Here is a 26,287-nt window from a genome sequence, read left to right on the forward strand (position 1 = left end):
CTTAGTGAGAAAGGGGAGTTACTTTATTAAGTAAGGTATTAAGTAAACTTTGATTGTCCGCACCGGCGGAAACCACCACATTATGCCAACCTTGTTGTGCTGCGACATCCGCAATGCGTTGACTTACCGTGACTAAACAGCAATTTTTTAGCCAATTTTGTTCATTTTCAGGCACAAATTCGATTAATGCCTGCAAAATTTCAAGGCTTGTGACCACAAGGGTTTGCACACCAGAACGAATACAAATACTGGTTTGCTCTTCGTTATTATAACTAATCGGCGTGCGTTGGTAACATTCGACTGTCTCAACAGTTGCACCGCGTAGTGTAGCCTGTTCACGCAGTAATTCTCGTCCACCGTTTCCACGTAAAATTAACAAGTTTTTATCTGTTAATTCTGCCATTTGCGGTAAATTTAATACACCTTCAGTATTTTCCGACGTTATTGGATAACGAACAGTACATTCAGTTTGACAGGAAAAATGCTGTGCCGTTCTATGTCCAACTGTAAAGTATTGTAAATCTTGACGCCAGCTAAAGCCAATATCTTTCAGGGTTTTATCCGCAAAATCGACCGCACTTTTTGAAACCAAAAACACATAATCACCACTTTTTAGCTGATTAAGTTTTGTCGGTAATTGTGTCAACTCAGCACCTGCCTCAATAGAAAGCAAAGGCAAATGCAAGGCAACCATACCGGCTTGATTCAGCTGGTCAACTAGGTTTTTTCCTCGTTCATCGGGGCGAGTGACTAGTACGGCCATGGTGATTACCTATGCTGAGTAAATCTTCGCCAGAATCTTATCTGCGCCTTGTGCTAGAAGTTGTTCAGCAATGGTCACGCCTAATGCTTCGGCATTTTCAACCGCACTTTTACCTTCCGCGCGAATAATCGCAGAGCCATCAGTTTCGCCGACGAGTGCACGCAAGAAAATTTCGCCATTTTGCTCAATGGCATAGCCACCGATTGGCACTTGGCAGCCACCTTGTAAGCGAGTATTCATTGCACGCTCAGCCAAAACACAAGTCGTCGTGGTGGCATCTGAAAGTGGAGCAAGTAATGCTTTTACTTCTTCATCATCAACACGGCACTCAATGCCTACCGCGCCTTGTCCGGCAGCCGGTAACGACTGTTCTACTTCAATAAATGAGGCAATACGTTCCGCTAGCCCTAAACGAATTAAGCCAGCTGAGGCTAAAATAATGGCATCGTATTCGCCATTGTCTAATTTACTTAATCGGGTTCCTACATTGCCACGTAAGGAGCGGATATCAAGATCAGGGCGTAATTGTTTTAATTGGCATTGACGACGCAAGCTTGATGTTCCAACAATAGCACCTTGTGGCAATTCATCTAATGAACAGTATGTATTAGACACGAAAGCATCGCGTGGATCCTCACGTTTACAGATCACACTTAATCCTAAACCTTCTGGAAATTCCATCGGCACATCTTTCATTGAATGGACGGCAATATCAGCACGTTTTTCAAGTAAAGCGTTTTCTAACTCTTTAACAAATAAGCCTTTTCCACCAATTTTAGCCAGAGGGGAATCTAAGATTACATCACCTTTTGTCACCATCGGAACTAATTCAACAGAAAGTGTCGGGTGAAATTTTTCTAATTGATCTTTCACAAAATTTGCCTGCCAAAGTGCTAAAGGGCTTTGACGGGTCGCAATTTTTAAGGTTTTAAGTGCTGCCATAAATACCGCTGATTTTAAATAGAAATATGTTCTATGCTACCATTTTTAGGGCAAAAAGTCAGATCATTTAAATTTTTGATTTCCGACTAGGTAAGTGGTACATTAACGTCAATTATTTGGTCATAGGTAGGAAGCCTTGAAATACGATTTCACTCAAGCCCGAAAATGTATTGAAACATTAGACAAGCGTCGTTTTGATCGAGCATTATTGGGCTCAGGTGATGCATTCCGACACATCGTCTCTTTGGTGCCGCTGTTGTTGCATCTTAATCATCCAACTCTGCCGGGTTATGTGGAAGATGCCCCGGCAGGCATTGCCGATTTTATCCTTTCCAATTATCAGCAAAATTTTCTCTCAAAAGAACATCCTGAGCTCATTGAAGACGTGCAAAGTGCGGTCAATTCTGCTGCTGTTTTTTCACCGATCTTAGGTATTTATGTGATGGGCAGTTTTGGCTCTATTAGCCAAAACTCAGCTTCGGATTTGGATATTTGGATCTGCCATCAAGATGATTTATCTGAACAAGAACAGCAGCGCTTAGCGGAAAAAACGAAGAAAATTAGCCAATGGGCATCCACATATCATGTGGAAATGCATTTCTATTTGATGACACAACAACGTTTCCGTAACGAACGTTATTCCGATCCACTAACTAAAGAAAACAGTGGTTCAGCTCAATATATGTTGCTGTTGGAAGAATTTTATCGCTCCGCTGTACGTCTTGCTGGCAAGCCATTATTGTGGCTCCACTTGTGGGTGGAAGATGAAAAACAATATGAGGCCGAAGTTGCTCGTTTAGTCGCGGCTGGTGAGCTTAATTTAAATGATTGGGTGGATTTCGGTGGATTAGGGCAATTCTCAGCCAGTGAATATTTTGGTGCGAGCTTATGGCAACTTTATAAAGGTATTGATTCACCTTATAAGTCGGTGATGAAAATCTTGTTGTTGGAAACCTATGCCCAAGAATACCCAAATGCCCAGTTAATTGCTCGCCAATTTAAAGAGGATTTGCTTTCTGGTCACAGCACGGCTATACATCATTTCGATCCTTATATTGCGATTTTAGAGAGAATTAGCCAATATTTGACCGCACATTCAGAATTTAAGCGTCTTGATTTTGTACGTTCTTGTTTTTACGTGAAAGCCACAGAAGACTTTGCGTTATATCACGCCTCAAACTGGCGTATTTCTTATATGAAAATGATGGCCCAAGAATGGGGTTGGTCAAAAGAACGTATTGAAGAATTAGATCTGCGTCCAAATTGGAAAATTAAACGGGTGAAAGAAAGTCACAATAATTTGGTGAATTTCTTGATGATGAGTTATCGAAATCTAGTGGATTTTGCACGCAAACATAAAATTAATTCTAGCGTGATCCCGCAAGATATTACGGTGCTTTCTCGCAAACTTTATACTGCCTTTGAAGAATTGCCGGGTAAAATTACGTTACTAAACTCACAAATTTCCTATAACTTAACAGAAGAACACCTCACATTTATCGAAGTTCTCGGCAATAAGAATTTTAAGGATGGGTGGTATATGGTGAATCAGCCACCACATCATATGATGTTCTCGAAAGAACGTGTGATTGAATACGGTGAAAGTTTAAATAAAGTCGTCGCATGGGCTTATTTTAATCGCTTGTTGACCGCTGAAACTCATTTGCACTTAATCAGTCAAAATATCGACCAACTCACTTTACGTAATTTTGTCGCCGATTTACGGTTGTTTTTCCCGCATACAAATGGTCAAGCTCCAACAAATGAGGCGCTTTCGTCCCAATGTGAAATCCGCGATCTATTTATTGCAGTGAACTTAGTTAATGACCCAACTGCCCAAGTCGAAGAACTTAAATCCAATATTTCACCAAGTGATTTATTTAGTTTTGGTCAGTTAGAACAGAGTTTGGTCGGCAGCATTGATTTCACTTACCGTAATGTGTGGAATGAAATTCGAACTTTACATTTTGAAGGGCAGAATGCGATTTTGCTTGCCTTAAAAGTGCTTTCTAATAAAATTGATCAAGGTGTGAATCAGCCCCGTTCTATACAGGTTTTCTGTTACAGTAAACACTACAACCGCACATTGCGAAACTTAGTGAGCGTACTTGTAAACCGTTGTATCAGTATTCAATTAGGCGACAGTCGCCCAACAACGCACTCCCGTTTACGTGTGGCAGGGAAAAACTGGCAATTCTTCTTTGAAGAAAAAGGGATCAGTTTGCAACCTATTGATGGTGGAAAAGAAAGTGCGGTCAATTTTGAGGACGTTTTACCGACTCAGTTGGAAGAAAAAGAAATTATTCCAGAGGCCCGTCGATATCCGCCTGAAATTGATTTGTTTGCCAGTGAAGGTTTTTTACAATTCTTCTTTGAGGATAATGCCGATAATAGCTTTAACGTTTATTTGTTAGATGAAAAGAATCGTCTCGAAATTTATCGTCAATGTGAAGGTTCAAAAGATGATAAAGTGCGTGAAGTGAATCAGATTTATCAATCACTCGGCTCGAAAGATTGTAAAAATCCGTATAAAATGGTGCAACGGAATTTTAATTATCCTCAATTTTATCAATTGCATCCGACAGAAAGTGGCATGCGTATTATGCCGTTCAAATTTAAAAGCAAAAGGACTTGCGAATAGCTCAATCAAAACAAGCATTGTTTGAGGTAAATCAAATTTATCTGCAAATTATGCATTGGAAGATAGGCAAAATCCCGATAGAATCCTTCGTTCGAAAATCTATTGAGAAATAATCTAAGGCTGTGGACGTTTTCGCCTTCAGGCGATAGAATGTTTGTCCGCTTATCTCTTGGAGAATATTATGCAAGAAAAGTTAAAAGTATTAATTATCGACGACCATCCATTAATGCGTCGTGGTATCAAACAATTAGTTGAATTAGAAGAGAATTTTGAAGTCGTTGCCGATGTAGGAAGCGGTACAGAAGGCATTTCCATTGCGATTCAAGAATCCCCGGATTTAATCATTTTAGATCTGAATATGAAAGGTCTTTCTGGTTTAGATACCCTTAAAGGCTTGCGTGCAGAAGGTGTTGATGCACGAATTTTGATCTTAACTGTGTCTGATGCGAAAAATGATATTTTCACTCTCATCGATGCGGGTGCTGATGGCTATTTATTGAAAGATACTGAGCCAGATGTGCTACTTGAGCAAATTAAACGTATTGCACAAGGTGAAGTGATTTTAAGTGATTCGATTAAAAATCTTCTTTTAGAACGCAAACATACTGTTGATCCAATGGATTCTCTCACCGATCGTGAAATGGATGTATTACGTTTAATCGCAACAGGTTTATCTAATAAACAAATTGCGGGCCAACTTTTCATTTCTGAAGAAACAGTTAAAGTGCACATTCGTAACTTACTTCGTAAACTTAACGTTCACTCACGCGTTGCAGCAACCGTCTTGTTCTTTGAGCGAAATGGTCGATAGGTAAATTTCAAATGATAAAAAAGAGCGGTTTTTTTAACCGCTCTTTTTGTTATCTTGGCACGCCCCGTAATAAAGGGATTGGCTCAAACGGCGCGACTGAAGTTGGCGCAGGAATATCATTAAAAATTAAGATAAATGGTTTAGGTGGCAAGATTTTTTCATTTCGCCACAAGCTTCCCATGCCGACTAATTGAATATCATCGGGTAAATTTTTGATTCCTGATTTTAATACGGCTACGGTATTTGGACGAGGGTGTCCAATAGCAATGGCGGTGCCATGTTTACGTGCATATTGAATTGCACTTTGAAATTGGCGTTGAACATCTGCCAAATTATCACTGTCATCTAAAAACACATGGCGATCTAATACACGTACGCCTTGTTCTTTTGCTATTTTGCCCGCGACTGATTTTCCAATGGTGCGACTATCTAAAAAGAATAAATTCTGCTCGCGAAGTGTGGTCATCAAATAGGTCATTAATGTGGTATCGGCTGTGGCTGCACTGCCCATATGATTATTCATTCCGATGGCATTGGGCACAATAGCTTTCGCTTTTTTCACCCGCTCATTCACTTGCGCTTCAGATAACCCTAAAGTCAAACCACCTTCTTCAATTTTAATGTTGCTGACAGGCTGCATTGGCATATGAATGAGAATATCGTGATTCTGCGCTTTTGCTTCTTGATTGCGTATTTTGGCATAGGGTGCTGCTGGAATGATCGCAACAGAGACTTCTTTTGGCATGGCTAAAACTTCGGCATCTTCTTTCGGATGATAGCCAATGTCATCAATTACAATAGCCAGTTTGCCTTGTGCAAAAGTAAACGCAGAAAAAAGTGCGGTTGAAAAAATGATCGTATTTCTGACCGCACTTTGAAAGAATGCCGCCATTATTTAATCCACCCAGCTGGATTTACAGGCACCCCTTTACGGCTAATTCCAAAGTAAAGTGCCGGTTTAGAGAGCTCACCCGTATTACCTACTTGCGCAATGGTTTGTCCCGCAGACACCAGCTGACCTTGTTTCACAAATACCGCTTGGTTGAAACCATATAAGCTCAAGTCGCTGTCGCCGTGTTTCACAATCACCATATAACCATAGCCATTAAGATGACCCGCTAGAATGACACGACCACTTGCAATAGCTTTTACCGCGGTACCCGTTGGTGCGCCGATAACCATGCCTTTCCAACGTACTTCGCCCGCTTGGATTGAACCAAAGGAATATAACGTCGGGCCAGAAACTGGACGACTGTATTGACGTGCGGCCGTACCTAAACCACTGGTGCTGTTAATCAACTTACGTTCTTGATCTGTTGGTTGATAAGGTTTTGAGGTACGTTTTTCTTCCTCTTGTTTTTTCTGAGCAAGGGCTTCACGCTCACGTTGTTCTTGTTGGCGAGCGGCTTGTTCAGCACGTTGAATTTCTTGGCGAAGGGCATTTTCGTTCGCTTTCAACGTTTCCAATTTATTCTGATCTTTCGTTAAGTTTTTGTTGAGTTCATTTAACGTAGATTGACGTTCTTGTTGCGCTTTTTGTAATTCTTGTTGCTGTTTCTTTTGCGTAGAAAGCTGATCGCGATGATTCTTTTGTTGGCCTGAAATCGCTTCGCGTTGTTTTGCTAAATTCTCTTGTGTTGCTTTCAGATTATTAATCATATCAATGCGAACTTGATTTAAGTGCTGATAATACACTTTCATGCGTTCCGCTTTTTTCGCATCCTCTGAAAGCATTCTTTCCAAGGTAGAAGGATTGACACCTGAACGATAAATGGCATCGATTTGCTGTGCGAGTTTCGCTTTTTGCACGCGCTCTTGCTTTTCTAATTGCTTGATTTGCTTTTCGGTTTCCGCCATTTGCTTGCGGATTTCTTGCAAACTTAATTCTGTTTCACGTAATTCACCGACAACGCTATTAATTTTGCTTTCTTGATCTTTAAGACTGGCTTGGAGTTTAGCTTGTGCGCGTTTTTGCTCGGCGATCTTCGATTCTTGTTGTTTAATTTGTTTTTGAATTTGATTGAGATCGTTGCCTTGCGCGAAAGATGAAAAGCCAAGCAGACCGCAAGCCAAAAGTGCGGTCAGTTTTGATAAGATTTTTTTTCTACGATTGCTTTGCTGCATACATCTAAACTTGAGAGAAATTAAGGGACGAATAAGGCTTAAATACTAGCATTATTTTTGAGTGGCTAAAAGTTTACAGACGTTTTTTTGCGAAAGATCAGTAAATACCGCCTTTTTGCTTTTAAACATAACGATTTTTTGCTATAAAAGAGCCATTCATTTTTTTATTAATACTTAGGAGATCCTTATGGAATTAGTATTCATTCGTCACGGTTTCAGTGAGTGGAACGCAAAAAATTTATTCACCGGTTGGCGTGATGTAAATTTAACCGAGCGCGGCGTAGAAGAAGCAAAAGCTGCGGGTAAAAAATTGTTCGAGAAAGGCTATGAATTTGATATTGCCTTCACTTCTGTTTTAACTCGTGCAATCAAAACCTGTAACATCGTGTTAGAAGAATCTCACCAATTATGGATTCCTCAAGTGAAAAACTGGCGTTTAAATGAGCGTCACTATGGTGCATTACAAGGCTTAGATAAAAAAGAAACAGCAGATAAATACGGTGATGAACAAGTTCATATCTGGCGTCGTTCTTATGATATTTCTCCTCCAGATTTAGATCCGAAAGATCCAAATTCTGCACATAATGACCGTCGTTATGCAAACATTCCGTCTGATGTTATACCAAATGCAGAAAACTTAAAATTAACCTTAGAACGTGCATTACCATTCTGGGAAGACCAAATTGCTCCAGCAATGCTTTCTGGTAAACGTGTTTTAGTGGTGGCACACGGTAACTCACTTCGTGCATTAGCAAAACACATCATCGGTATTTCTGATGCAGAAATCATGGATTTTGAAATCCCAACCGGTCAACCGTTAGTGTTAAAACTTGACGATAAATTAAACTACGTAGAACACTACTATCTTTAATTTATAAGTGAATTTCAAAGTGCGGTTAATTTTGACCGCACTTTTTGTTTAAGGAGAATAAAGGATGAAAAAATTACTCGCGGTGATTTTTGCCTTGTTACCTGTTTTGGCCTTTGCAGCATCGCCAAATCATACGGCAAAATCAACTCAAACTAAATCAGTGAAAACGGCAGTTAAAAAAGTGGAAGCCAAGAAAACAACCACACCTAAAGCCGTAGCCAAAACAGCTAATAAAAAAGCGGATGCTAAAAAAGCAGAAGCGAAAAAGCCAGCTAAAATTGTGGAAGCGAAAAAAGTGGTAACGAAAAAAGAAAAAATAAAAAATAAAACGACAAATAAAGCCGCTAAAGCAGAGCCGACAAAAACGAAAGGCAAACAGCCAGTAGAAAAAACGAAGCAAACTGCAGTAAAAGACAAAAAGACTGTAGCGAAAAGCAAACAAAGTGTAGTTAAAGAATCAGCTAAACCTGAAAAGGTAATTGCTAAAAAAACACCCGCAGTTAAAACTGAAGTGAAGAAAGCGGAACCCAAGGCTGTTGAAAAAGTGACTGAAAAGAAAGTAGATACTGTCGCACAAAAAACAGCGAGTATGGTGACAAAATCCGTCGTCGTACCAAGATGTAATGATTCAAAAGTTTTTGCGGTATTATCTGATGCCTTCAAAAAACAAGGTGCAGCCACTAACACCCAAATGACAGTGAAACAAATCGCGCAAGCCCGTGAAACGCAATCTTATCCACAACAAGGCATTCGCAGCTGTAATGCGATAGTGGAAACCAACGGTGTTAAATATGTTACCGATTACAGCATAATCTTGAATGATAAAGGCTTTTTCGTGCAAGTTGAAAATGCACAACCCGCTCAACGTTTCTAATCTTAACGTGCGTTATTTAAATGAAGTTGTTTGAATAACGCACGTATTTCTTCTTCATTCAAACGGCGATATTCACCATTACTTAGTCCATCAAGTGTTACATGGCTCATTTGATAACGGATTAGACGTAATGTCGGAAAGCCGATATGTGCCGTCATTCGACGCACTTGTCGATTACGCCCTTCACTAATTTTGATTTCCAACCAGCTCGTTGGAATACTTTGTCGTTCACGAATAGGTGGATTACGAGGCCAAAGAAAATCTGGTTCTGAAATCAACCGCACTTTTGCTGGCATCGTCATTCCATCTTTCAATTCAACACCTTGACGAAGCTTGTCTAAATCAGACTCTTCAGGAATCCCTTCCACTTGCACAAAATACGTTTTTTCCGTTTTAAACTTAGGATCAGCCAAACGATGTTGCACTTCACCATTATTCGTTAAAATCAGCAGTCCTTCGCTATCACGATCCAATCGTCCAGCCGCATACACATTAGGAATGGCAATAAAATCTTTTAATGTGGCTCGGCCATTTTCATCGGTGAATTGTGTCAGCACATCAAACGGTTTGTTAAATAAAACAACGATTGTTTGTTCTAGTGTGAGTAGCTTCGCTTTAGGCTTAAATGAACGAGTAGGTTTTGCCGTTCGTTTGGTTGTAAATGAGCGAGAAGGGAAAGATTTCGACATATTATTTATTTAGTAAAAAGAGAAAAAGGGCGGATTTTACTCCGCCCTTTTATATTACCATTGATAGCGATAAACCGCTTGAATTGCATAAGGTTTATCGAAGTTTTTACCGTCAGCACGGCTTACTTCTAAACCAAAACGATGATTTGCAAATCCAGCATTTAAACCAACTGCACTTTCAAAACGTCCACGGCTGCTTGCGACATCAAGCGCACTGTTTGTGTAATGAATTTTGCTGCTACGGTTTTTGCTAGTAATCGCATTTACTTCTGCATAAGGCTGTAAATTCCAACCATTACTTAATGCAAAGCCTTTCGCTACACGTAAACCAATTCGAGAATAAACAGAAGATAAACTATCTTCATTCTCTTGTGATGAAATATGTGTCCACGCTAATTGTGCTTGCGGAGTGATTGTCCAATCGTTTACAAGGCTAAAGCGTTTACCTAATTCACTCGAAATCGTATAAGCGTTGTAATGACGTTTTTCGGTGAGATCAGAGTTAGCGTGTAAACGGCTGTATTTCACAATGTTATCTACATAAATACCGTTATCTGCAAGGTAAGCTGCATATAAGCCCAGGCTGTTGCTTCTTACTTTGCCATCACCGTAATCACCATTGAAATCAACGTTAGCTTGGCTACGACCTACAAATCCACCAACACGGAGGTTATCTGTTACAGCAGTATCAGCGCCCACTTGTAAGCTATGTACGTTTTGTTTGAAACCAGAAGTTTCACTTTTTCCAGTAGAAAGTGCGCCTAATTTTTGGTGAGAATTTACATTACGAACCCATACATTACCTTTTTCACCGTTTTTCACCTCACCTAGACGTTGATGAATGCTAGTTAAATCATCTTCCACTAAAAGCAATTGTGCTTGGCGAAGAGAAACTTGAATATTTGATAAGTTTGTAAGCAATGGTTTTTTAGGGATCGATGTATAATCTGGCACATTTGGATTATTTGAGGCGGCGTTATTAGATCCAGTATTGTCTGGAACATTAGTTTCTACAGAACTCGTTGAATCTAATGCTTTCTGAGAATGCACTAACACCCAATTATTTCCTTCTTTTGTGAGGAAATATTGGTAAGCCCCTAAATCTACACGATTATTCGGGTTCGTTAAGCTAAATGCAGCGTTACCACCATTGGTTTCAACAAGTGTTACTTTACCGTTAGCAACATTTGCACCTTGGTTCGTTACCCCAATTTTATGATTACCTTCGGCACTGCCTTTAACAACGATTTTATCGCTTTTGTTTTCAGCAATATTCGTGTTTAGATTGAATGTGCCTGAGCCAGATAGATTGCTAAAGATAGTTAACGTTTGGAAATTAGTTGTTTTTTCTAAATTTACAGTACCCTTATTTAGAGATAGGCTCGTTAGAGAATTATCAATTAGTCTATGATCTTCTTCATCAAAATAGTTTGATGTGCTCCAGGAGGAATTATTTAATGTAAGATTCAGCTTACTATTTGAACCATCAACATAAGCTATACCCGATAATTTAGAATCATTTGAGATGATAGTTAGATTTTCTGACAAGCTATCAGCTTGACCATTAACATCATCTTCAGCTGATGTCAGTCCTAATCCTTGAACTGTTGAATTATTAAATGTAATGGAAAAGTTACCATGTGTTTCTCCATTTAGCCCTGAGCTAACGCCAATAATTCCGCCATTTGGTGCAGAAAGGCTTGAATTATTAATCACTACTTTGGAGTTTTGATTTTCATTAGATGCTTCATAGGCCAAAATAGAGCTATCATCATATGTGGTGATTTCGCTATTATTTATTGTCAAGATGCTATTATTATCTATATGGAAAATATCAAAAAGCCCATTACTAGATGCGCCAATTGAAAGTTTAGCATTGGAAATATTGGTTGTTGAATTGTTAATATCAAATAAGTAACCTGCAGGAGATGAATTATGTGGGTTGGTAATAGAGTAATTACCGCCATCAATATTAACGGATGAATTAGTGATATTAACAACTTCAAATGAGTTTCCACGGTTAGCAGGTATTTCAAGAGATGCATTGACGTTATTTAATTGTCCGCTTGAGTTTGTCATTGTTACTGCGGATAGAGAACCCCATTCAGGATCATTTGTTGGACTGGTTGGATTAATCGAACATTGATTCAACACAACCCCACTTTGTCCAGTAATTGTCACGCCTCTGCTATTACAAGCCACATCGGCTGCTAGCGCTGAATTTACCAATCCAAGAGCTGCAGCGACTAAACTCATTTTAAAAGTGCGGTTAAAAATTTTGTTGTTTTTCATATTAATTCCTTGGGATTATAAAAAAAGCCAACTTATTGAATAAGCTGGCTTAAATTTTAACGATTTAATAATTAACCTGCAACTGCGATACGTTTCATATCTGTCATGTAGCCACGTAACTCTTGACCGATTAATTCAACCGGGTGGTTACGGATTGTATCGTTTACATCGCGTAAAGTGATGTTGTCGATAGCGACTGCTGGTGTTGGTTCACCTAAATCACCTTTTTGTAAGGTTGGGATGATTTCTTTAGCAAGAATTGGCGTTGCTACGTTAGAGAATAAGTAGTTACCATATTCTGCAGTATCAGAAATTACTACGTTCATTTCGTATAAACGCTTACGTGCGATAGTGTTAGCGATTAACGGTAATTCGTGAAGTGATTCATAATAAGCTGATTCTTCATAGATACCGCTTGCCACCATCGCATCAAAGGCTAATTCAACACCTGCTTTCACCATTGCAACCATTAATACACCGTTATCAAAGTATTCTTGTTCAGAAATTTTGATGCCGTCTGCTTTTGGTGCATTTTCAAAGGCAGTTTTGCCAGTTGCTTCACGCCATGCGAATAAATCTTTGTCGCCATTTGCCCAGTCAGCCATCATAGTTGCTGAGAAGTGACCGCTGATGATGTCATCCATGTGTTTGTAATATAAGAAACCAAGGCTTTCTTTGATTTGCTCAGCAAGTTCAAATGCACGTAATTTTGCGCTGTTTGATAAGCGATCCATCATTAATGTGATACCGCCTTGTTTTAAGGCTTCGGTAATGGTTTCCCAACCGTATTGGATCAATTTACCTGCGTATGCTGGATCTTTGCCATCAGCAACAAGTTTGTCGTAACATACGATTGAACCTGCTTGTAACATACCGCAAAGAATGGTTTGTTCACCCATTAAGTCAGATTTTACTTCTGCAACGAATGAAGATTCTAATACGCCCGCACGGTCACCACCAGTTGCTGCAGCCCATGCTTTCGCAATTGCCATACCTTCACCACGTGGGTCATTTGCAGGGTGAACTGCGATTAATGTTGGCACACCGAAACCACGTTTGTATTCTTCACGTACTTCAGTACCTGGACATTTTGGTGCACTCATCACCACAGTGATGTCTTCACGGATTTGCTCACCTACTTCAACGATGTTGAAACCGTGTGAGTAACCGAACGCAGAATCTTTTTTCATTAATGGCATTACATCAGCCACCACTTTAGAGTGTTGTTTGTCTGGTGTTAAGTTGATCACTAAGTCTGCAGTTGGGATTAACTCTTGGTAAGTGCCAACTTTAAAGCCGTTTTCTGTTGCACGTTGGAATGATGCACGTTTTTCTGCAATCGCTTCAGGGCGTAATGCATAAGAAATGTCTAAGCCAGAGTCACGCATATTTAAACCTTGGTTTAAACCTTGCGCACCACAACCTACGATAACGATTTTTTTGCCTTTTAAGTAGTTGCAACCGTCAGCAAATTCGCTGCGATCCATAAAACGACAACGACCTAATTGGTCTAATTTTTCGCGTAAATTTAATGTGTTGAAATAGTTAGCCATTTTTCATCCTTTCTATGATGTTGATTAATGTGTATGAGGTTGTGTTTGAATATAGTTTTTTGTTGTGAAGTGGATTATAAGGTTTTTAGTTGTTGCGTAAAGTGATATTATTGACACTTAGTGTTGCAATTTTTGCAACGTTATTTGCTTTTAACGATATATATGAACTTTCAAGACCTCCAAATATTTCTTCATCTTGCAGAGACACAAAATTTTGCTAAAACCGCTACGCAAAATCATATGTCTCCGTCTACGCTTTCACGCCAGATTCAACGCATGGAAGAGGAATTAGAACAACCTTTATTTATTCGTGATAATCGACAAGTACGCTTAACCGAACAAGGCGAGAAATTTCTGCAATTTGCGAAAGCAGAATGGCAAAACTGGCAACAGTTTAAGCGTCAACTGCGGGATAATTCAGCGGAATTAAGCGGAGAGTTACGCTTATTTTGTTCGGTAACGGCTTCATATAGCCACTTGCCACAGGTGTTAGCCAAATTTCGTTCTCGTTATCCAAAGGTTGAAATACAACTGACCACCGGTGACCCCGCTTCTGCGGTACAATTCATTCAATCAGAACAAGTAGATCTCGCTTTGGCGGGGAAACCAAATAATCTGCCGGCTGGGTTGGAGTTTTATAAAATTGATGATATTTCCCTTTCATTAATTGCACCACGAGTCGCTTGTTTAGCCACACAATTATTACAAGAAGAACCCATCAACTGGCAACAGATGCCTTTTATTTTGCCGTTAGATGGAATGGCACGCCAGCGTATTGAACAATGGCTACGTAGCAAACATATTAAACATCCCAAAATTTATGCCACTGTGGCGGGGCACGAAGGTATCGTACCAATGGTGGCACTTGGTTTCGGATTAGCGATGTTGCCGGATGTGGTGATTGATAATAACCCTATGTCAAAAGACGTGTCTCGGTTAAATTTAGACAATCCCGTTGAGGCGTTTGATTTAGGGGTTTGTGTGCAAAAAAGAAATTTAGCGAACCCCCTAATTCGTGCATTTTGGGAGATGTTAGACTAAAATAATAAGCAGAATTAACCTAAGGATTTATTATGTTAAGAGGCATACTTATTTCACTTTTAGCCTCGCTTTTATTTGGCTATATGTATTATTTTTCCACGCTACTGAAACCGCTCAGTGGCACGGATATTTTCGGCTATCGAATGCTGTTTACATTCCCTTTCGTTGCCCTTTCCATCATCATGTTTAAACAAAAACAGGCTTTGGTTGAGCATTTAAAACGCATTAAAAATCGACCGCTCTTTGCCCTTTCCTATATCACTTGTGGCGCATTAATGGGTTATCAAATGTGGCTCTTTTTGTGGGCACCCAATAATGGCAGCTCCTTAAGTGTTTCTTTTGGTTATTTATTGTTGCCAATTGTGATGGTGGCTGCGGGGCGGATCATTTTTAAAGAGCGAATTTCAACATTGAAATTTATAGCTGTGGTAATTGCGGCGGTCGGAGTGATTTCTAACATCGTTTTAAAAGGCGGATTATCTTGGGAGGCCATTGTTATCTGTGTGGGGTACACCACCTACTTCTCGATACGAAAAGCCTTAAAAAATACCGATCTTGGTGCCTTTTGCTTAGAAATGATCGCATTATTGCCAGTTAGCGTTTACTTTGCCCTTCAAACCGATTTTGCCACCGTGCAAGAATCGAATCCTAATATTTGGGGGTTATTGGTATTGCTTGGGCTCATTAGTGGTTCAGCATTGATTGCTTACGTGATTGCCAGCAATATGTTGCCGATGAATTTACTTGGCCTTTTAGGTTATGTTGAAACCATTTTGATGGTGATTATTTCATTTTTAATTGGAGAGGAAATGGATGCGGACAGCTATCCGTTATTCATTTGTTTAGTATTGGCGATGAGCCTGATTATTTTTGATGGCGTGTATAAACAGCGCGCTAAGGGAACAAATCATGTCGTTTAAAGAAATTAGCCCGGAAAAAGCTTGGGAGATGGTACAAAATGGCGCCATACTGGCTGATGTTCGGGACCCACAACGTTTTACCTATTCCCATGCGAAAGGGGCGTTTCATTTAACCAACCAAAGCTTTTTACAATTTGAAGAACTGGTGGATTTTGACTCCCCGATTATCGTGAGTTGTTATCATGGCGTGAGCAGCCGAAATGTGGCGACTTTCCTCGTTGAACAAGGCTATGAAAATGTGTTTAGCGTCATTGGTGGATTTGATGGTTGGGTAAAAGCAGGTTTACCGATAGAAACGGCTTATTAATATTTTTTTGATTTAAAGTGCGGTGAAATTCACCGCACTTTTTATTTTTGTCTCGCTATTACTTATCCACGATCGCTTTCAACATCGTGTAAGATTGAGCTTGTTTTTGTTCATCAAAAATATAGCTCACCGCCATAATTTCATCAAAATATACCCGTTCACGTAGTTGCTTGAGTTGAAATTCCACACTTTCAGGACTACCAATAAGCGAACAAGCGGTCATTTGTTCCACTACAGCACGCTCTTGGTTGTAAATCGGGATCTCCTCGAAATCGACTGGACCAAAGTGCGGTTTCTTTTGGGCATGCATTTGGGCTTTCCAAACATCTTCCTCTGATGCCAAAGGCGGTTGTAAATTTTGCTGTGCGTTAGTGACCACATTTAAGAAAAATAGTGTTTGTGTTGTCACCAGTTGTTTTGCTTCTTTATCGGTTTCAGCAACAATCGCGTTCACACCTAAGATGACATAAGGCTCAGCAAGATAGGTAGAAGGTTTGAAGTTTTTGCGATAAATCTCCACTGCCATTTCCATCATGCGTGGCGCAAAGTGTGAAGCAAATGCATAAGGCAAGCCAAGTTCTGCCGCAAGATAGGCACTTTCGGTGCTGGAACCCAAAATATAAAATGGTATATTCAAGGCTGCGGAAGGGTAAGCTGAAACTGGGTTGCTATCTTTAAAGTAACCACGAAGTTCCGCAATTTCTGCAGGGAAATCCAGACTGTTTCGCCCACGACGAAGTGCTGCAGCCGTTTGCATATCAGTTCCTGGTGCACGCCCTAAACCGAGCTCAACTCGGTTTGGATAAAGTGTCTCCAGTGTGCCATATTGCTCAGCTACGACATACGGTGAATGATTCGGTAACATCACACCACCTGACCCCACGCGCAAAGTTTTCGTATTGGCTAGCGTATGTTGAATTAAAAGTGCGGTCGCTGAACTCACCAAATTTTTCATATTATGATGCTCAGCAATCCAATAGCGCTCAATGCCAATGCGCTCCGCGTGTTTTGCAAGATTCACCATCGAATCGACTGCTTGCAAATAAGTTTGCCCTTCTCGGACAGGGGCGAGATTAAGAATAGAGAGCTTCATTTTATTTCCTCATGATTGATTTGTTGAGCGTCATTATACGCGTTTTTTCTGGCAGAAATATCGATAAAATTGGAATAGACTGTTCCGAGAAAAGGAAAAATATTGCAAAATAGGCACAAATTCAGATGTATTCGAAAAAATGATTGTATTTAATAATATTTCCCTAAAGCGCGGGCAAACCGAATTGCTCGAGAATGCTACAGCAACTATCAATCCGAAACAAAAAGTCGGTTTGGTAGGTAAGAATGGTTGCGGTAAGTCTTCTCTTTTTGCCCTATTAAAAAAAGAATTAACGCCAGAGGGCGGAGAGGTCACTTATCCATCCAACTGGCGAGTATCTTGGGTAAATCAAGAAACGCCTGCATTGGATATTCCCGCCATTGATTATGTGATTCAAGGGGATCGCGAATATTGCCGTTTGCAGCAGGAACTTAACGAAGCAAATGAACGTAATGATGGTCATGCGATTGCGCGCATTCATGGACAATTAGAAACCTTGGATGCTTGGACGATCCAATCTCGTGCGGCTTCCTTATTACATGGTTTAGGCTTTAATCAAGAAGAAATCGCTCAACCAGTGAAATCCTTCTCCGGTGGTTGGCGAATGCGCTTGAATTTGGCACAAGCATTGCTTTGTCCATCGGATTTATTATTACTGGATGAGCCAACCAACCATTTGGATTTGGATGCGGTTATTTGGTTAGAACGTTGGTTAGTGCAATATCAAGGCACCTTGGTATTAATTTCCCACGACCGTGATTTTCTCGATCCGATTGTGACAAAAATCCTTCATATCGAAAATCAGAAGCTTAACGAATACACGGGGGATTATTCTTCCTTTGAAGTGCAACGAGCAACCAAGCTAGCGCAACAAACTGCCATGTATCGTCAGCAACAACAAAAGATCTCTCATTTACAGAAATATATCGACCGCTTTAAAGCCAAAGCGACTAAAGCCAAACAAGCACAAAGCCGTATGAAAGCCTTAGAGCGTATGGAACTGATTGCACCGGCTTATGTGGATAATCCTTTTACCTTTGAATTCCGTCCACCGCAATCTTTGCCGAATCCGTTGGTGATGATTGAGCAGGCGAGCGCAGGTTATGGCAGCGGCGAAAGTGTGGTAGAAATTTTAAGTAAAATTAAGCTGAATTTAGTACCGGGTTCACGCATTGGTTTGCTCGGGAAAAATGGTGCAGGAAAATCAACCTTAATCAAATTGTTAGCCGGTGAGCTCACCGCCCTTTCTGGTACAGTACAATTAGCTAAAGGCGTGCAACTTGGCTATTTTGCGCAACATCAGCTTGATACGCTACGTGCAGACGAATCCGCTCTCTGGCACATGCAGAAACTCGCACCAGAGCAAACGGAGCAACAGGTACGGGATTATCTTGGGAGTTTTGCGTTCCATGGTGACAAAGTTAACCAAGAGGTGAAAGCCTTTTCCGGTGGAGAAAAAGCTCGTTTGGTGCTTGCACTGATTGTTTGGCAACGACCAAACTTATTGCTGCTCGATGAACCAACTAACCATTTGGATTTGGATATGCGTCAGGCATTGACCGAAGCGCTGGTGGATTATGAGGGCTCTTTGGTGGTGGTTTCCCATGATCGTCACTTACTACGTAATACCGTGGAAGAATTCTATTTGGTACACGATAAAAAAGTGGAAGAATTCAAAGGCGACTTAGAGGATTATCAAAAATGGCTTAACGAACAAAACAGTGCACCAGAAAATAAATCCTCGGAGAAAAATGACGACAATGAAAATTCCATGCAAAATCGCAAGGAACAAAAACGTCGTGAGGCCGAACTTCGCCAACAAACTGCACCTCTTCGTAAACAAATCTCTCAATTGGAGGAAAAAATGAATAAGCATGCCTCCAAACTTGCGGAGATTGAAAACCAATTGGCAGATACCGAACTATACAGTGCAGAAAATAAAGAAAAATTGACCGCACTTTTGGCACTGCAAGTAGAGGTGAAGAAAGCATTGGAAGAAGTCGAAATGGATTGGTTAGCGGTCCAAGAAGAATTGGAAGTAATGCTACAAGCATAGGGACAGCGTATGAGTCAAAGTCTTTTCCAACACACAAAACACGAAGAATATTGCCCACAATGCGGCGCGCCTCTGCAAATGAAACAGGGTAAAAAGGGACTGTTTTTAGGTTGTACCGCATATCCCGCCTGTGATTATTTGCGCCCCTTGCATAAGGTGGAACATAAGGTGTTGAAAGAGCTTGATGAGACCTGCCCGCAATGTGGCAATCCACTCCAACTCAAACAAGGTGCCTTTGGCATGTTCATCGGTTGTAGTCATTATCCCGATTGTGATTTTGTGGTGCATGAGCAACAGGATGAAGAACAATCTATAGACTGCCCGGAATGCCATAAAGGACATTTGGTTGCCCGTCGCGGACGACAAGGGAAAATCTTTTATGGTTGCGATAACTTTCCCCATTGTAAATTTTCCTTGCCGGCAAAACCCTATGCCATGCCTTGTCCACAATGCCATTTTCCACTTGCGCTATTAAAAAGTGAAAATGCCGAACAGCAAGTGTGGCAGTGTGCGAATAAAGGCTGTCGACATATTTTTGAGAACGAAAAATGAATGTACAACAAATTGCCACCCGTTTAATGCAAGACGAAGTCGTTGCCTATCCTACTGAGGCGGTATTCGGTTTGGGCTGTAATCCACTAAGTGAAAGTGCGGTCAGAAAATTGCTTGATTTAAAACAACGTCCGATTGAAAAAGGCCTTATTTTAGTCGCGCCGAGCTTGCATTTTTTGCAGCCTTTTGTTGATTTTTCCCATTTGTCTGACGAACAGCTTGCACGCTTACAGGCGCAATACGATCATCCAATCACCTGGGTGGTACCAGCTAAGACAGAGGTTCCACATTTCCTGACGGGGCAATTTAATAGCATTGCGGTGCGTTTATGTACTCATCCTGCCGTCAAAGCCTTATGCGAAAAAACAGGCTTTGCCCTCACCTCGACCAGTGCGAATTTAACTGGTTTATCACCTTGCCGCAACGCAGATGCTGTGCGTTCCCAATTTGGGGCAGATTTTCCCGTGCTTGATGAAGCAGTCGGCCAAGCACAAAATCCATCGGAAATTCGCGATTTGCTCACAAACCAACTATTCAGACAAGGATAAGATATGCAGCACTATGCCGTTTGGGGCAATCCGATTGCCCAAAGTAAATCCCCGTTGATTCATCGCTTATTTGCCAAGCTAACCCAGCAAACGATGGAATATGTTGCCAAATTAGGTGATCTTGAGGATTTTGAGCAGCAATTGCAGGCCTTTTTTTCTGAAGGAGCACAAGGTTGCAATATCACTGCACCATTTAAAGAACGCGCCTATGCGCTCGCTGACGAACATAGCGAACGGGCGAAACTGGCAGAAGCCTGTAATACACTAAAAAAATTATCTAACGGCAAACTTTATGCGGACAATACCGATGGCATTGGTTTAGTGACAGATTTACAACGCTTAGGTTGGATTCAGCCACAACAACGCATTTTAATTTTAGGTGCTGGCGGAGCAACCAAAGGAGTATTACTGCCTTTATTGGAAGCACAGCAGCAGATTGTCTTGGCTAACCGCACCCTAGAAAAAGCACAACAACTGGCAGATAAGTTCAAGCCTTACGGCACAATTGAAGCTGTCGCGATGGGTGCGATTCCCGCGCAAACCTACGATTTAGTGATCAATGCAACTTCGGCTGGATTAAGCGGACATACCGCCGCTGTTGATGCCTCAATCTTATCAGAGGTCCACGCCTGTTATGACATGCAATATGCCAAAGGCAGCGATACGCCTTTTATTGCCTACTGTAAATCCTTAGGTCTGAATAATGTCAGCGATGGTTTTGGTATGTTGGTGGCGCAAGCCGCCCATTCATTTTGTTTATGGCGTGGGGTAATGCCCGATTTTGTCGCAATCTATGAACAACTCAAAAAGGATATGGCATGAGTACAAGATGCCCTTGGGTGGGTGAACTTCCAATTTATATCGACTACCATGACAAGGAATGGGGCAAGCCACAATTTGATAGCCAAAAGCTATTTGAAAAAATTTGTTTAGAAGGGCAACAAGCGGGGCTTTCCTGGATCACCGTATTGAAAAAACGCGAAGCCTATCGAGCAGCCTTCCATCAATTTGACCCAGCCAAAATCGAGCAAATGACCGAACAGGATATTGATCGTTGCATGGAAAATACCGGGCTTATTCGCCATCGGGCAAAACTGGAAGCCATTGTGAAAAATGCCAAAGCCTATCTAGCCATGGAAAAGTGCGGTGAAAATTTCAGTGATTTTGTGTGGTCGTTTGTGAATCATCAACCGATTATTAATGATGTCCCCGATATTTCTGTGGTGCCCGCTAGAACTGAAATCTCAAAAGCAATGTCAAAAGCGTTGAAGAAACGTGGTTTTGTCTTTGTTGGGGAAACCACATGTTATGCCTTTATGCAATCTATGGGGTTAGTTAACGACCATATAAATGGCTGTTGTTGTAAATGATATTCCAGTATAATCCCCCTAGTTTCATCTGAATAAGAACTGAATTATGAATAAAAAATATACCTTAATTTCAATCTCAATTCTGACCGCATTTTATAGTCAACAAAGTTTGGCCGATCTGCATGCTCAATGCTTACTCGGCGTGCCTCACTTTACTGGGGAAGTCGTGAAAGGTGATGTTAATAATTTACCGGTTTATATTGAAGCAGATAAAGCAGAGATTAATCAGCCAACTCAGGCGATTTATCAAGGCAATGTGGATTTGAAACAAGGAAACCGCCATTTGGTAGGGAATTCAGTTGAAGTCAAACAAACAGGTGAGGGCAACCAAACTCAACGATGGGCTTATTTGCGAGGCGGATTTGATTACAAAGATAATCAAATTAATCTATTAGGTAATGATGCGAGTTTTAATTTAGATAGCAAAAACGGTAACGTAACCGATGCAGACTACCAACTTGTAGGACGTCAAGGCCGCGGTAAAGCACAAGAAATTGAGTTAGGTGATAATTACCGTTTAATGAAAAATGCGACATTTACCTCTTGTTTACCCGATGATAATGCTTGGGCGGTAGACGCCTCTGAGATTCGTCAGCACATTAAAGAAGAATATGCTGAATTTTGGCATGCACGTTTTAAAGTATTAGGTGTGCCAGTATTCTATACCCCTTATCTGCAATTACCGATTGGTGATCGCCGTCGTTCAGGTTTATTAATGCCAACAGTTGGTCATTCTAGCCGTGATGGCTATTGGTATAAACAACCAATTTATTGGAATATTGCACCAAATTACGATGCCACATTTGCACCAAAATATATGTCTCGTCGTGGTTGGCAATTAAATGGTGAGTTTCGTTATTTAACACCCGTTGGTGAAGGTAAACTTGCTGGCGAATATTTAGGACGTGATCGCTACGATGAATACATCAGTGATAACCGTAAGCGTCATTTATTCTATTGGAATCACAGTTCTTCTTTTCTTGAAAACTGGCGTTTAAACGTTGATTACACCAAAGTCAGTGATAAACAATATTTCACCGATTTTGATTCTGATTATGGTGACAGTACTGATGGTTATGCGAACCAGTATGCACGTATTGCTTACTATAAACCAAATTACAACTTTGCGATTTCAGCACGTCAATTCCAAATTTTTGATGAGGTTTCTGTGGGACCTTATCGTGCGCTGCCACAAATCGACTTCAATTATTACAAAAATGATTTGGCAAACGGCTGGGTTGATTTCAAATTATTCTCACAAGCAGTACGTTTTGATAATGATAGCGCCCTGATGCCAACCGCATGGCGTTTTCATGTTGAGCCAAGCTTGGCAACGGCAATGTCAAATAAATATGGTAGCTTAAATATTGAGACTAAACTTTATGCAACGCATTATAACCAGAAAAAGGGCTCTTCTTCTGCTGCAGAAGAGGTACAAAAATCCGTAAATCGTGTATTGCCACAATTAAAAGTAGACTTACAAACAGTTTTAGCCACCAACAAAACTTTATTTGATGGCTATACACAAACACTGGAACCACACGCACAATACTTATATCGACCATATAAGGATCAAAGCAATATTGGCTCCAAGTTAGTTAATGACTATCTTGGCTTTGGTTATGACTCCGCTTTAGTTCAGCAAGATTATTATTCATTATTCCGCGATCGTCGTTATAGTGGTTTAGACCGTATTTCATCTGCAAACCAGGTGACAGTGGGGGGAACAAGCCGTTTTTATGATAAAAATGCCGATGAGCGTTTTAATTTCTCAGCAGGGCAAATTTATTATTTAACCGCGTCCAGAATCGATGATAATCCAAGTAATCGTACACCAAAATCCTCTTCTTCTTGGGCATTGGAATCTAACTGGAAAATTAGTAATAAATGGAATTGGCGCGGTAGCTACCAATATGATACGTTGCTAGATAAAGCATCATTGGCAAATAGCAGTTTGGAATTTAACCCGATGAAGAGCAATCTGATTCAGTTAAATTATCGCTACGCAAGTAAAGAGTATATCAACCAAAACTTAGGTGCGTCTGCTAACCGTTACCAACAAGATATTAAACAGGTTGGTGTCGTAGCGGCATGGGAAGTCTCAGATAACTGGGCGCTTGTCGGAAAATACTATCAAGATATTGCGTTGAAAAAACCAGTTGAGCAATATGTGGGTGTACAATATAACTCGTGCTGTTGGTCTGTTGGCGTAGGAGCGAGACGTTATGTGACGAGTCGTCAGAATCAACGTAACGATCAGGTGGTTTATGATAACAGTGTTGGCGTTACCTTTGAATTACGAGGCTTAGGTGAAAATGACCATCAAAGCGGTATTGAAGACATGCTGAAGAAAGGTAAACTTCCTTATATTCAAGCATTTAGCTTATAGTTAAATGAATAAAGGCTACCGAAAGGTAGCCTTTTTGTTTAGAAGTGCGGTTAAAAAAGACGACGATTTTTGACCGCACTTTGCTTATTTTTTTCGTTTTGCTCGAGGATGGGCTTGATCATACACTTCTGCAAGATGTTGGAAATTCAAATGCGTATAAATTTGCGTAGTGGACAAATTGCTGTGTCCTAAAAGTTCTTGAACTGCACGCAAATCTGAACTCGCTTCCAGCATGTGAGTGGCAAACGAGTGACGTAATTTGTGTGGGTTTAGATGACTATTTAATCCTTGGCGAATGCCCCAGGTTTCCATTCGTTTTTGAATAGAGCGATGAGTGAGGCGATTTCCCTGTTGGCTCACAAAAAGGGCTTCATCTTTAGGATTAAATAAAGGGCGTACTTTCAACCATTGTTGAATTGCGTGAGAAGCATAACGCCCAAAAGGCACAATACGTTCTTTATTCCCTTTACCAATCACTCTGACTTCACGTACACGCGTGTTAATGCTATTAAGGTTTAAGCCTTGCAATTCAGATAAGCGAAGCCCTGAGCTATACATTAACTCCATCATGGCGCGATCACGCAAATCAATGGGATCTTTGCTGTCATTTGAAAGCAATTTTTGGATCTGTTCAGCATCAATATTTTTCGGTAAATGCTTGCCTTGTTTCGGTGCTGAAATACCCGTTGCCGGATTCACTTTCATTTGCCCTTGTTGCACAAGATAGCTGAAAAACTGACGTAGAGCAGATAAGCGTAATGCCAAGCTCTTTTCTTTTAAACCTTGCTTTCGACTTTCCGCCAAAATAAGACGAACTACACTTGGATTCACTTGCTGCCAGTGTTGAATGCCTTTTTCTGCTAGAATCGCTAAAATCGCATCTAGTTGATGTTGATAATTGGTGAGTGTATGTGGGCTTACTTGGCGTTCAATTCGCAAGTAATCCCAATATTGATTGAGGAGTGTATGCATTAGAGAGTTAATTCAAACAAACTTTTTTTCGTGTTTAGCTTAAATCCTTCGCGTTCTAAAATATTCTGTTGAGCTTGGCTTAATTCCGCTACTAAACGGTTAGATTGTGTATAACGGACAAACTCTTTTGCTTTAGAAATAAGCGCTGCATAAATCTCGGCTTGATGTTTATCTTCTTTGACAAAAATATCGGTTAATTGCCAATAGCGTTGTAATTGTAAAGAGGATAAGCGAGGATAAAGTTGAACAAAGCCAATCGCTTGTGCATTTTCGTTTACAGCAATAAAAAACATGCTTTCATTAAAACGCATACGATTTGTTAGAAAGGTTAAAGTGCGGTCAGGATTTTCACTCATTCCGTTGGCAAGTCGATAGGCTTCAAAGAGTGGAGCAAGCACTTCTATATTCCATTGTTCGGCTTTGAAAATTTTCATTGTTACCAGACCTATTTTCCGTTTATTTATAAAATTGGTTATTTTTTATCGGTTCCGTACAGTAGATTGTAGCTTTTTAGCACAAAATAATCATCATTTCCCCAAAAAAATTTTCAAAATGTGATTTTGCACAAAGAAATCTGTTCAAAGTTTGGTATAGTAAACACACTTTTTATTTATTCAATATGGAGAAACAAAAATGGCACGTCGTCCTTTAGTGATGGGTAACTGGAAATTAAACGGTTCCAAAGCGTTCACCAAAGAATTAATCGAAGGATTAAAAGCAGAATTACACGATGTAACAGGTTGTGATGTGGCAATTGCCCCACCTGTTATGTATTTAGGTACGGCTGAAGCGGCACTTTCTGGTTGTGGTTGCAGCTGTGGCGGTAAAAGTGTGATTCAGTTAGGTGCACAAAACGTAGATATCAATGTGAAAGGTGCATTTACTGGTGATATTTCTAGCGAAATGTTAAAAGATTTTGGTGCAAAATACATCATTATCGGTCACTCTGAGCGTCGTACTTACCACAAAGAAAGCGACGAATTTGTAGCGAAAAAATTTGGTGTATTAAAAGAAGCAGGTTTAGTACCAGTATTATGTATTGGTGAAACTGAAGCAGAAAACGAAGCAGGCAAAACTGAAGAAGTATGTGCGCGTCAAATTGATGCAGTCATCAACGCATTAGGTGTAGAAGCATTTAATGGTGCAGTGATTGCTTACGAACCAATTTGGGCAATCGGCACGGGCAAATCAGCAACTCCAGCACAAGCACAAGCTGTTCATGCATTTATCCGTGGCCACATCGCAGCAAAATCACAAACTGTAGCAGATCAAGTGATCATTCAATACGGTGGTTCAGTAAATGATGCTAACGCAGCAGAATTATTCACTCAACCAGATATCGATGGTGCGTTAGTGGGCGGAGCTTCACTTAAAGCGCCTGCGTTTGCAGTAATCGTGAAAGCAGCGGCAGCAGCGAAAAACTAATTTTCTTGTTCTAAAAGAGATAAAAAAAGTGCGGTTAATTTTAACCGCACTTTT

The 26,287-nt window shown here is 40.5% G+C and carries 24 protein-coding genes; 14 read left to right on the forward strand and 10 right to left on the reverse strand.

The features are described 5' to 3' along the window. Position 1: 1 nt before the first annotated feature. Both HMPREF3020_RS00755 and hemC read right to left on the reverse strand, forming a co-directional pair. On the reverse strand, positions 2-763 hold the full coding sequence (locus tag HMPREF3020_RS00755; RefSeq protein WP_070775202.1) for a uroporphyrinogen-III synthase: 762 nt from the start codon (positions 761-763) through the stop codon (positions 2-4). Between the two features lie 9 nt (positions 764-772). Continuing rightward, a complete protein-coding gene (gene hemC / locus HMPREF3020_RS00760; RefSeq protein WP_070775203.1) occupies positions 773-1,705 on the reverse strand; it encodes a hydroxymethylbilane synthase in 933 nt (310 codons plus the stop codon). Positions 1,706-1,841: 136 nt separating this feature from the next. On the opposite strand from hemC, the gene HMPREF3020_RS00765 reads away from it, so the two are divergent. Both HMPREF3020_RS00765 and HMPREF3020_RS00770 read left to right on the forward strand, forming a co-directional pair. After that, complete coding sequence (locus HMPREF3020_RS00765; RefSeq protein ID WP_070775204.1) at positions 1,842-4,346, forward strand: class I adenylate cyclase; 2,505 nt, start codon at positions 1,842-1,844, stop codon at positions 4,344-4,346. 181 nt (positions 4,347-4,527) lie between these two features. Further along, complete coding sequence (locus HMPREF3020_RS00770; RefSeq protein ID WP_005694852.1) at positions 4,528-5,157, forward strand: response regulator; 630 nt, start codon at positions 4,528-4,530, stop codon at positions 5,155-5,157. Positions 5,158-5,206: 49 nt separating this feature from the next. On the opposite strand, the gene HMPREF3020_RS00775 is transcribed toward HMPREF3020_RS00770, so the two are convergent. Both HMPREF3020_RS00775 and envC read right to left on the reverse strand, forming a co-directional pair. After that, the gene (locus tag HMPREF3020_RS00775) at positions 5,207-6,049 is read right to left on the reverse strand and encodes a divergent polysaccharide deacetylase family protein (RefSeq protein WP_049373701.1); all 843 of its coding nucleotides are present in this window, start codon (positions 6,047-6,049) and stop codon (positions 5,207-5,209) included. After that, positions 6,049-7,281 carry a murein hydrolase activator EnvC gene (envC, locus tag HMPREF3020_RS00780; RefSeq protein WP_070775206.1) on the reverse strand — a complete coding sequence of 411 codons (1,233 nt, stop codon included), beginning with the start codon at positions 7,279-7,281 and terminating at the stop codon, positions 6,049-6,051. The genes HMPREF3020_RS00775 and envC overlap by 1 nt, the downstream gene beginning before the upstream one ends. Positions 7,282-7,468: 187 nt before the next feature. Here envC and HMPREF3020_RS00785 point away from each other — a divergent pair, with 187 nt between their 5' ends. Both HMPREF3020_RS00785 and HMPREF3020_RS00790 read left to right on the forward strand, forming a co-directional pair. After that, positions 7,469-8,152, forward strand: a complete 684-nt coding sequence (locus HMPREF3020_RS00785) for a 2,3-diphosphoglycerate-dependent phosphoglycerate mutase (protein ID WP_070775208.1) — start codon at positions 7,469-7,471, stop codon at positions 8,150-8,152. 64 nt (positions 8,153-8,216) lie between these two features. Then, positions 8,217-9,026 (forward strand): hypothetical protein, encoded by an 810-nt coding sequence (locus tag HMPREF3020_RS00790; RefSeq protein ID WP_070775209.1) that lies wholly within the window; start codon positions 8,217-8,219, stop codon positions 9,024-9,026. A 2-nt stretch (positions 9,027-9,028) separates the two neighbouring features. On the opposite strand, the gene rluE is transcribed toward HMPREF3020_RS00790, so the two are convergent. The 3 genes from rluE to ilvC all read right to left on the reverse strand — a co-directional run bounded on the left by rluE (position 9,029) and on the right by ilvC (position 13,560). Continuing rightward, positions 9,029-9,715, reverse strand: coding sequence for a 23S rRNA pseudouridine(2457) synthase RluE (gene rluE / locus HMPREF3020_RS00795; RefSeq protein WP_070775211.1), 687 nt, complete (start codon positions 9,713-9,715; stop codon positions 9,029-9,031). A 54-nt stretch (positions 9,716-9,769) separates the two neighbouring features. Then, positions 9,770-12,007 (reverse strand): autotransporter outer membrane beta-barrel domain-containing protein, encoded by a 2,238-nt coding sequence (locus HMPREF3020_RS09520; RefSeq protein WP_070775213.1) that lies wholly within the window; start codon positions 12,005-12,007, stop codon positions 9,770-9,772. A gap of 71 nt (positions 12,008-12,078) precedes the next feature. Next, on the reverse strand, positions 12,079-13,560 hold the full coding sequence (gene ilvC, locus HMPREF3020_RS00805; protein ID WP_070775214.1) for a ketol-acid reductoisomerase: 1,482 nt from the start codon (positions 13,558-13,560) through the stop codon (positions 12,079-12,081). A 162-nt stretch (positions 13,561-13,722) separates the two neighbouring features. Between ilvC and ilvY the strand changes: the two genes are divergently transcribed. From ilvY to glpE, 3 genes are read left to right on the forward strand one after another with little or no spacing between them, the layout of a single operon-like run. Beyond that, entirely contained in the window at positions 13,723-14,601 is an 879-nt protein-coding gene (gene ilvY, locus HMPREF3020_RS00810; protein WP_070775216.1) for an HTH-type transcriptional activator IlvY, read from the forward strand. 32 nt (positions 14,602-14,633) lie between these two features. Then, on the forward strand, positions 14,634-15,521 hold the full coding sequence (rarD, locus tag HMPREF3020_RS00815; RefSeq protein WP_070775218.1) for an EamA family transporter RarD: 888 nt from the start codon (positions 14,634-14,636) through the stop codon (positions 15,519-15,521). Beyond that, positions 15,511-15,828 carry a thiosulfate sulfurtransferase GlpE gene (gene glpE / locus HMPREF3020_RS00820; protein WP_070775220.1) on the forward strand — a complete coding sequence of 106 codons (318 nt, stop codon included), beginning with the start codon at positions 15,511-15,513 and terminating at the stop codon, positions 15,826-15,828. Before rarD ends, glpE begins: the two co-directional genes overlap by 11 nt. 58 nt (positions 15,829-15,886) lie before the next feature. Here glpE and HMPREF3020_RS00825 read toward each other — a convergent pair whose 3' ends face one another. Continuing rightward, positions 15,887-16,921 (reverse strand): LLM class flavin-dependent oxidoreductase, encoded by a 1,035-nt coding sequence (locus tag HMPREF3020_RS00825; RefSeq protein WP_070775221.1) that lies wholly within the window; start codon positions 16,919-16,921, stop codon positions 15,887-15,889. A gap of 139 nt (positions 16,922-17,060) precedes the next feature. Here HMPREF3020_RS00825 and HMPREF3020_RS00830 point away from each other — a divergent pair, with 139 nt between their 5' ends. From HMPREF3020_RS00830 to lptD, 6 genes are read left to right on the forward strand one after another with little or no spacing between them, the layout of a single operon-like run. Next, entirely contained in the window at positions 17,061-18,977 is a 1,917-nt protein-coding gene (locus tag HMPREF3020_RS00830) for an ABC transporter ATP-binding protein (protein WP_070775224.1), read from the forward strand. 9 nt (positions 18,978-18,986) lie between these two features. Next, on the forward strand, positions 18,987-19,529 hold the full coding sequence (locus tag HMPREF3020_RS00835) for a DNA topoisomerase family protein (RefSeq protein WP_049366632.1): 543 nt from the start codon (positions 18,987-18,989) through the stop codon (positions 19,527-19,529). Then, positions 19,526-20,077, forward strand: coding sequence for an L-threonylcarbamoyladenylate synthase type 1 TsaC (locus HMPREF3020_RS00840; RefSeq protein ID WP_070775225.1), 552 nt, complete (start codon positions 19,526-19,528; stop codon positions 20,075-20,077). The genes HMPREF3020_RS00835 and HMPREF3020_RS00840 overlap by 4 nt, the downstream gene beginning before the upstream one ends. Before the next feature lie 3 nt (positions 20,078-20,080). After that, positions 20,081-20,899, forward strand: a complete 819-nt coding sequence (gene aroE, locus HMPREF3020_RS00845) for a shikimate dehydrogenase (protein ID WP_005699098.1) — start codon at positions 20,081-20,083, stop codon at positions 20,897-20,899. Continuing rightward, positions 20,896-21,447 (forward strand): DNA-3-methyladenine glycosylase I, encoded by a 552-nt coding sequence (locus tag HMPREF3020_RS00850; RefSeq protein ID WP_005699086.1) that lies wholly within the window; start codon positions 20,896-20,898, stop codon positions 21,445-21,447. Before aroE ends, HMPREF3020_RS00850 begins: the two co-directional genes overlap by 4 nt. Positions 21,448-21,493: 46 nt before the next feature. Further along, positions 21,494-23,836 (forward strand): LPS assembly protein LptD, encoded by a 2,343-nt coding sequence (lptD, locus tag HMPREF3020_RS00855; RefSeq protein ID WP_070775226.1) that lies wholly within the window; start codon positions 21,494-21,496, stop codon positions 23,834-23,836. A gap of 84 nt (positions 23,837-23,920) precedes the next feature. On the opposite strand, the gene xerC is transcribed toward lptD, so the two are convergent. Both xerC and HMPREF3020_RS00865 read right to left on the reverse strand, forming a co-directional pair. Next, positions 23,921-24,808, reverse strand: coding sequence for a tyrosine recombinase XerC (gene xerC / locus HMPREF3020_RS00860; protein WP_070775227.1), 888 nt, complete (start codon positions 24,806-24,808; stop codon positions 23,921-23,923). After that, positions 24,808-25,242: a GNAT family N-acetyltransferase gene (locus HMPREF3020_RS00865; protein WP_070775229.1), complete on the reverse strand. Its 435-nt coding sequence runs from the start codon at positions 25,240-25,242 to the stop codon at positions 24,808-24,810. The genes xerC and HMPREF3020_RS00865 overlap by 1 nt, the downstream gene beginning before the upstream one ends. Before the next feature lie 199 nt (positions 25,243-25,441). On the opposite strand from HMPREF3020_RS00865, the gene tpiA reads away from it, so the two are divergent. Next, on the forward strand, positions 25,442-26,233 hold the full coding sequence (tpiA, locus tag HMPREF3020_RS00870; RefSeq protein WP_070775231.1) for a triose-phosphate isomerase: 792 nt from the start codon (positions 25,442-25,444) through the stop codon (positions 26,231-26,233). Positions 26,234-26,287: the final 54 nt, after the last annotated feature.

It is taken from the genome of Haemophilus sp. HMSC068C11 (assembly GCF_001815355.1).
GTDB lineage: Bacteria > Pseudomonadota > Gammaproteobacteria > Enterobacterales > Pasteurellaceae > Haemophilus_D.